At 63.9% G+C, this 2,229-nt stretch carries 1 protein-coding gene and 2 pseudogenes; 2 read left to right on the top strand and 1 reads right to left on the bottom strand.

Annotated features, from left to right (window positions below; all coding sequences use genetic code 11):
• A pseudogene (locus EOD07_RS31500) lies at positions 1 to 216 on the top strand (LysE family translocator); the annotation flags it as partial.
• Positions 217 to 237: 21 nt separating this feature from the next.
• On the opposite strand, the gene EOD07_RS31495 reads toward EOD07_RS31500, so the two are convergent.
• Positions 238 to 801, bottom strand: a complete 564-nt coding sequence (locus EOD07_RS31495; protein ID WP_127238051.1) for a peroxidase-related enzyme — start codon at positions 799 to 801, stop codon at positions 238 to 240.
• Between the two features lie 128 nt (positions 802 to 929).
• On the opposite strand from EOD07_RS31495, the pseudogene EOD07_RS31490 reads away from it, so the two are divergent.
• Positions 930 to 2,229: pseudogene (locus EOD07_RS31490) on the top strand (NAD-glutamate dehydrogenase domain-containing protein); the annotation flags it as partial.

The raw sequence follows: 2,229 nt of genomic DNA, 5'->3' as shown, positions 1-2,229 counted from the left end.
CTGCCGACCATCATCGATCTTGCCTCGGTCAGCGTCGTCGGCTGGGTCGAGCTGACGCTGACCATGGCTGTCGTGCTGGTGGTCATCGACCTCGCCTGGGTGCTGGCCGCTTCGCAGGCGCGCCGGCTGCTCAAGAGCAAGCGGGCCATGAAGATCGCTAACCGCGTCAGCGCCACGACGATGGCGGGCGCGGCCGCGGCAATCGCCGCGCGCTGATCCGGGCTTTCCAGGCGAAGCCTACCTTGCCATGGCGTGATATTCGGGGTTCGGCCGCATGTCGACCGCGGCGGCCACGCGGTTCGACATGTTGAAGAAGGCGGCGGTCGAGGCGATGTCCCAGATGTCGCGATCGGAGAAACCGGCTTGCCGCAAGGCCGCGCGGTCGGCTTCCACGATTTTAGCCGGCTCTTCCGTCAGCTTCACGGCGAATTCGAGCATGGCGCGCTGGCGGTCCGACAGATCGGCGGCGCGGAAATTCATCACCATCATCTCGCCCAGCGCCGGCTCGCCCGACAGCTGGCGCACCGCCGCGCCATGGGCGGTCAGGCAATAGAAGCAGTGATTGATCGAGGAGACGACCACGGCGATCATCTCGCGCTCCAACTTCGACAGGCCGGACTCGCCCAGCATCAAGTCGTTGTACATGTCAGTGAAGGCGCGCAGCTTCTTCTCGTCGAAGGCGTAGGCGAGAAGCACGTTGGGCACGAGGCCGAGCTTCTCCCGGCATTTGTCGAAATAGGCTTTCGTCGCCTCGTTGAGCTCCGCCTGGACAAGGTCAAGCGCGGTAATCCTGTCATTCATAGGTCGTTCTCCTTGCAAGGCAACGGCGTCGGTTCGAATTTTTTAATGCGTCGTCAAACCTTTGTCGCGAAACGGCGGTCATCTGCTACGATAGTCGCAAAAGCATACGACGGGAGGGACCAAGCGTCATGGCCAGCGTTAAATCCAAGCCGAAGAAGAAAGCCGCCGCCGCGAAGGCGGAGGAAAAATCCGCAAGGCTTGCCGACTATCTGCTGGCACGCGCGCCTGCCGAAGACATCGCGGCCTATGACGTGGCCGACCTCGAACGCGCCGGCGAGCTCGCCGCCCAAGCGGTCGCCAGCCACAGGAAAGGCGAAAGCGTCATCGCCGTCGAGGCCGATTCGGGCGTTGCCTGCGGCGGCCGGCCCGTGACGGTCATCACCGTCGTCAACGACAACATGCCGTTCCTGTTCGATTCCATCCTGGGCGAGATCACCGAGATCAGCGGCGAGCCGACGCTGGTCACCCATCCGATCGTCACCGTACGCCACGGCAAGAACGGCGTAGTCGAGGTGCTTGGCGATGCCGGCAAGGAGGATGACGAGCACGACCGGCTGAGCGTCGTCCATGTGCATATCCCGCGGCTGACCGCCGACCAGGCGAAAAGCCTCACCGAGCGGCTGCGCAAGATGCTTTCGCAGGTCCGCGCCGCCGTCGTCGACTGGAAGCGCATGCTCGCCCGCCTCGACCAGGCGATTTCCGAATTCCGCTATTCGGCCGTGCCGCTCGACAAGAAGAGCGTCGCCGAGGCGATCGCCTTCCTCGAATGGCTGCGCGATGACAATTTCACCTTCCTCGGCATGCGCGAGTTCAAATATGTCGGCGGCGAAGAAAGCGGCAGTCTGGAGCGCGCCGATAAGCCCGGCATGGGTATTCTGTCGGATCCCGATGTGCTGGTGCTGAGGCGCGGGACCGAGGCGGTGACGACGACGCCAGAGATCCGCGCGTTCCTGCACGGGCCGGAGCCGCTGATCGTCACCAAGGCCAACGCCAAGTCGTCGGTGCACCGGCGCATCTATCTCGATTACATCGGCGTCAAGACCTACACGTCGAAAGGCGCGCTGGCGGGCGAACTGCGCATCGTCGGCCTGTTCACCTCGACCGCCTACACGCGCTCGGTGATGAAGATCCCCTATCTGCGCTCGAAGGCGGAGACCATCATCGCCAAGTCCGGCTTCAACCCGAACGACCATTCGGGCAAGGCGCTGATCAACGTGCTGGAGAGCTATCCGCGCGACGAGCTCTTCCAGGTCCCCGTCCCCATCCTGCGCAAACATGCCAGCGCCATCCTTGGGCTCATCGAGCGGCCGCGCGTCAGGGCGCTGGTGCGTGCCGACCAGTTCGACCGCTTCGTCTCCATCCTGGTCTTCGTGCCGCACGACGCTGTCATAGCGGTCGCGCGGCACGAAGACCAGGATGGAGACGAAG

This window comes from Mesorhizobium sp. M2C.T.Ca.TU.002.02.1.1, assembly GCF_003997225.1.
Note: the sequence above shows the minus strand (reverse complement) of the source record. Positions and strands in the feature narration are given on the sequence as shown.